The sequence below is a fragment of the Candidatus Limnocylindrales bacterium genome, from assembly GCA_035559535.1.
Lineage (GTDB): Bacteria > Moduliflexota > Moduliflexia > Moduliflexales > JAUQPW01 > JAUQPW01.
Genome location: DATMBG010000028.1, coordinates 1 through 5,677 on the forward strand (window position 1 = coordinate 1; position 5,677 = coordinate 5,677).

A 5,677-nucleotide genomic window follows, 5' to 3' on the forward strand; every position below is an offset into this window, starting at 1 on the left:
AGGAAAGGCTTGCTCGTTGCGATAAACATTGGCTTCTTGTTGGTAGACCAGGGTGAAGAAGGGAGCCGGTGGGGGGGTCCAGGGGGCCGTGACCAGATATTTGAGGTTAAGAAAGCTGAAGAATCGGTTCTCTACGTTGGGGACACTGAAACCGTTAAAGTAGCCTTCATAAGGACGAAATAACTTTTGTGAAAACTCAGTATATCGGCGATAGAACAGCGCATCAACGGCACCAAAATCATCCAGTCCATAACCGCTGGCCGTACTGGGAAACAAGAACGTATCGAGACCGTAAACCCGGAAAATCCCAGGATCTTGTCGGATAAATTTTATATGAGCTGGAGGGTCCTGATAGGGAATTAAATCCGATCTTTTATGATGGATTTTGGGCATCCAGATGAAAAGTTCCAGGATTAGAAGAAGACCGAAAATAAAGGTAAGGGTTTTATCTGTGGGCAATAATAAGGATAAAGGAGAGGGAAAAGAGAAAGGGGGCGGGGTCGGAAAGGAGGCTTTCTTTTCTTCCTTCTTCCCTTCTCCCTCCCTTCCTTCAATCCCTCTTTCTTCGATCCTTTGTCTTACATATCGCAATTCCATCGTTACGCCCAGGAGTAAACAGAAAATGGCCGGGGGGCGGATTTGCCGGATGGCATAATCCAGTTTCTTGAGTTCCATCAGACGGGGATAATAAAGTGCCAGCAACCCTCCCAGGGAAACAAATCCAAGGACGGTAGAAAGAATTACATAGCGTAGACGGACCCGTCCTTCTCCCAGTCGCTGGAGAAATATTCCGGTCAAAGCGGCGGTGGAGAACATAAATTCTCCCGGAAAGTATCGGGTAAAAAAGCTAACACGAAATGCCGGGAGGTTTCCAACCCATTCGTTAAGGCTAGAGGAAAGACCATAACCCTTTAGTAAGAAAAAGAGGACCATGGCTACAAAAAACAGGGATTTTCCCTGGAACGCAAATCCTTGCAGGCATAAAGCTGTTACGAACACGGCAACCAACAGGCCTATATATCCGGGAAAAATCTGCCAATTTAAACCATCCCAGGCGTCATTAATGGGCCCCCAGAAATACGGTACCCACAATCCAAACAGATAGGAAGGAGATACCGTCAAGAGTCCTACTTTATGTTCGGTCCCATGGACTCCAATGTCTGCTAACTGAACAAATTCCAGAAAGGGAATCAAGGCAATCGCCGAAAGAAGAAATCCCAGGAGAACGGCTACGGCAAAAAGAAATAACTGTTTATAAAAAAAGAAGGAGAATAGAGCAGAGTCCCTCTTCTTCACTTCTGTTATCCAGCGGAACAGGTAATAGACCGATCCATAAAACAGAGCAAAAAAAGTAGCTTCGGGATGCCCGCCCAGAATAATAAGTCCGACGAAAACAGCCGTTAAAAGGAGGTTTCTTAACTTGGGTACCGCCAGCAGGAGTTCAGATGTGTAGAGAAGACCGGGCAGGAGAACCACCGCATTGATGTAAACCATGTTGAGGTTGAGGATGAGATGCCCCGAGAGCATAAAGGCTGCAGCCCCAAAGAAAGCCGGAGGCCTATCCAGGGAGAGGAATCTGCGGAAGAAAGCATAAGCCAGAAGACCTGCTGAGAGGATCCGGAGAATCATAAAGGTATCCCACATCTTATCGCTGGGGTTCAGGAAGAGGGGTAAATGAGGCGGAAAGAATACTGCCGTATGCATATGACCGTTTAAAGGAGATCCTAAAGCGGAGTGGGGATTCCACAGGGGAATCCAGCCGTTTTTATAGGCTTTAGAAGCAAATTGGGTATAGGGTTCATGCTGAAGGGCCGAAGCCGAAGGGTCAATGACATGATGAGGCTTTGTAGGCGGCCCTCCGGTCAGGAGGCTGTAATCCAGGAAGAGAATATCGTAAAAAAAAACCAGAATCACCAGAGCAAATCCGATCAGGACCCCTGCTGTTGGGAGAGAGAAGGATTTAGCCCAGAGGCGAGGAAGTCTCCGTAAAAGTTCGTAGAAAACTTTCAAGAAGTCAGGGAGAGTCTTATAGGTTAATCCCACCCCGGACAGAACCATCAAAACCCAAAATACCCCCTGGATTCTCTTAAGCCTTTCATACTTCTCCACTTCAAGACTTATGGGAAATAAGTTCTCCGCCTTTAACTCGCTTAATGCCTTCTCCTTCTTTCCCCATTTCACTTCTATTTTCAGAAGTCCACCCCCCTGTACGTATTCCACCCGCACCGGATGTAAGCCCGGGTCTAAGGACACATCTCCCATCGCCTTCTGCAATCCCATCCCCCCAGCATTGTCCACCACCAATTGCTCCCTTATATATAATCTGGATCCATCGTCCGATTCCAGCCTAAACTGATACTCCCCGGATTTCCTCACCTCTATATAACCTTCCCACCTTACACTGAATCGATTTACCCCTAACTCCTCTCTCCGCTCCTTCAACACGGCAGTAGATACTTCCGGGTCTAACTTAACCAGAGCCGGTGGACCCTGCCAGGATAAATTGGAATAGTACCGACCCTGTAACCCATGGAAAGGGGCTTCTTTCCCGATCGACAGGTAACCCCCCAAAGCGATTACAAACAAAATGAGAAAAAGAATTTTTTGATTCTTAATCCAATGTGTTTTGTAGAAGAATCCCACGATGGCTTTGTGCCCTCTACGACTTCCCCTCCATTACCCAGACAGGCTTTACGATCTCTGAGGTTAAGAGATAAGCCAGACAGGATGATGGAAAGACATAGAAGCTATCGAAATAATTCCAGAACAATCGTTCTCTCAATTTTTTCTACAACAAACCCAGGTCCACAAGGCAGCTACCGTGCCACATCCCAGAAGGGTCAGCCAGGCCCCCAGCTTATAGGAAACAGGTTGGTAAACGAATTCTACCGTATGAACTCCTGGATCAACAAAGACCGATCGAATCAAGGCATCGGTCAGATACATTTTCTTTTCCTGGCCATCCACAAATACCTTCCAACCGGGAAAGTAGGGATCACTTAAAACTAAAAATCCGGCATGTTCCAGGTGAGCTTTTATAACGATCCGGGTTGGGGTATATTTTACTATTTCGGCGGTGGATTCATCAACCTCCGGAGCCTGATATCCGGTCAACATGGCCGGATCCTCCACCGATCTCTCTAAAATAATCCGTCTTCTTAGATCAAATGACGCTTCCTTCAACCGTTTGATGGCGGCTTCTAAATTCGGGACGATCTCGGCCCGATGAACGATGAAGGCTCTGGGAAAGGCGTTTTCATTCCGATAGACACAGGCATCCTGCCAAAAAACCAGGGTAAAAAAGGGCGCCGGGGGAGGAGCTCCGGGGTTGGTAATGACATATTTCAGGTTAAGAAGACTGAAAAATCGATTTTCCACATCGGGAACGCTGATTCCGGTAATATAAAAATTTTTGTAAGGACGGATCAACTCCCGGACAAAAGTCACATATAGACTATTAAACAGTCCATCGATGGCACCAAAATCATCCAGCCCATATCCGCTGGCCGTGGTGGGAAACAAGAAGCCGTGCAATCCATAAACCCGGAAGACTCCGGGTTCCTGCTTGATAAATTTTATATGGGGAGGGGGATTTGCATAGGAGTAGAGTTGAGAGCGTTTATAATGGGCTTTAGGGAGCCAGATAAAAAGTTCTAAAATCAAAAGAAAACCCAGAAAGACCGGAAGGATTAGGTGGAGGAAGAGGGGTTTTTTCCATAGTACGCCGGTTCCTATCCCGGTAAGCAGACAAAGAAGAGCCGGAATTTGCACCTGTTGAAGGGCATAATCCAGCTTGTTCTGTTCTCTCAACACGGTATAGTGAAGTCCCAGGAGTAATACCAGGGATAGAAGTCCCAGGAAGGCCGAGAGGGCCAGATAACGTATTCGAATACGACCTTCTTTCCATTGCTGTAAGAAGATACCTGCCAGGGCCGCCGTAGAAAACATAAATTCGCCCGTAAAGTAGCGGGTAAAGAAGCTGACCCGAAAGATGGGGAGATAGCCCCCCACCCATATATGAAAAGCGGGCCAAAGACGGTAAGCCTTTAAGAGGAAAAAGAGCACCATGAGGGTAAAAAAGAGGGCTTTTCCACGAAAGGCCAATCCTTGAAAACCCAGAGCCAGGATCATCAAAACAACCATTATACCGATATATCCCGGAAAGAGTTGCCAGTTCGAGTTATCCCAGGTAGTCTGAAGGAGGGGACCCCAGAAATAAGGAACCCACAATCCAAATAAATGGGAAGGAGAAACGGCTTCGAGTCCTACCCTAAAATATCGATCATCATGGATGCCGAGATTGGCAATTCTTAGAAATTCTGTGAAAGGAAGTAAAGTAATAGCCGAAAGGGCAAAGCCTAGAAGAGTCGCCCCTACAAACCAGCAGCCAGAAGTCAGAAGCCGGAAGCCGAAGGTGAGAAACCTTACCTTTGACTCCTGGTTTCCAGCTTCTTGAACAGTTCGAAATAAAAAGTAAATTCCCGTATAAAAAAGAGCAAAAAAAGTCGGCTCCGGATGCCCACCTAAAATGGCCAGGCCTATGAGAAGTCCGGTTAAACTTAAAGTTTTTAGACCCGGATTTTCCACAAGCAGCTCCGATACGTATAAGAGACCGGGGAGTAACATGACGGTGTTGATGTAAACCAAATTAAGATTTAACACGAGATGACCGCAGAACATAAAAGCTGCAGCCCCTACAAAGGCGGCAAAGCTTTCCAATTTCAAAAAGCGACGAAAGAACCAGTAAGCCAAGACCCCGGCAATGAAAAATCTAAGAAGAATAAAGAAATCCCACATCTTCGGACTGGGATTCCAGAACAGGAGGAAATACAGGGGGAAGAATACCGCCGACTCCATGATGGCATTGAGGGGAATCCCCAGGGAAGAATGGGGATTCCAAAGGGGAATCTGACCGCTTTTATAAATTCTAGAAGTCAACTGAATCAGGGGTTCATAATAAGCGGACGAGGATATGGGATCGATAACATGATAGGGTTTGATAGGAGGTCCGCTGGTCAATAAGGTATAATCTAAAAAGACCACATCATAAAAAAAGATCCCCATGAGAAGGATAAATCCCATAATGGCCCAGAAGTCTTTTTTAATCCTTGCTTTTTTAAGCTGAAGTATCCTGAATCTTAAAGCCATTTATTTTTTATTCCTGACCCTGCCGGAATAAATCCAGATAGCGACCACTATTCCACATCCCAGGAGGGTCAGCCAGGCTCCTAATTTATAGGATAGGGGTTGGTAAATAAACTCTATGTGGTGGGTTCCTGACTCTACAAAGACCGATCGGATAAAGTAATTCGTCAAGTAGAGGGGGGTTTCCTTACCATCGATAAACCCTTTCCAACCGGGAAAATAGGCATCGGTTAAAACTAAAAAACCGGGGTGCTCCAGATTAGCTTTTATGAGAACCCGATTAGGGGTATAGCGTATTATTTCTGCCGTAGAACCATCCACCTCTGGAGCGTTATACCCGGTTAACATATGGGGGTCTTTAACCGCTTCCTCCAGAACAATCTGTCTTCGTAGATCAAAGGAAGCATCCTTCAACCGCTGAATCACCTCCTCAGGATCTGATACCACAAAAGCCCGATGCACCACAAAAACCCGAGGAAAGGCTTGCTCGTTGCGATAAACATTGGCTTCTTGTTGGTAGACCAGGGTGAAG

3 protein-coding genes are annotated in these 5,677 nt (G+C 46.4%); all 3 read right to left on the reverse strand.

The window, feature by feature from the left end:
* On the reverse strand, positions 1 to 2,643 hold a 2,643-nt coding region (locus VNM22_09410; GenBank protein HWP47365.1), incomplete at its 3' end, for a PA14 domain-containing protein.
* Positions 2,644 to 2,778: 135 nt separating this feature from the next.
* Positions 2,779 to 5,148: a YfhO family protein gene (locus VNM22_09415; GenBank protein HWP47366.1), complete on the reverse strand. Its 2,370-nt coding sequence runs from the start codon at positions 5,146 to 5,148 to the stop codon at positions 2,779 to 2,781.
* Positions 5,149 to 5,677: YfhO family protein (locus VNM22_09420; protein ID HWP47367.1), on the reverse strand; the 529-nt coding region annotated here is incomplete at its 5' end. It abuts the gene before it with no gap.

Excerpts from the sequence above, each read along its gene's own strand:
- VNM22_09415 (HWP47366.1), bottom strand. The coding sequence starts at position 5,148 with ATGGCTTTAAGATTCAGGATACTTCAGCTTAAAAAAGCAAGGATTAAA.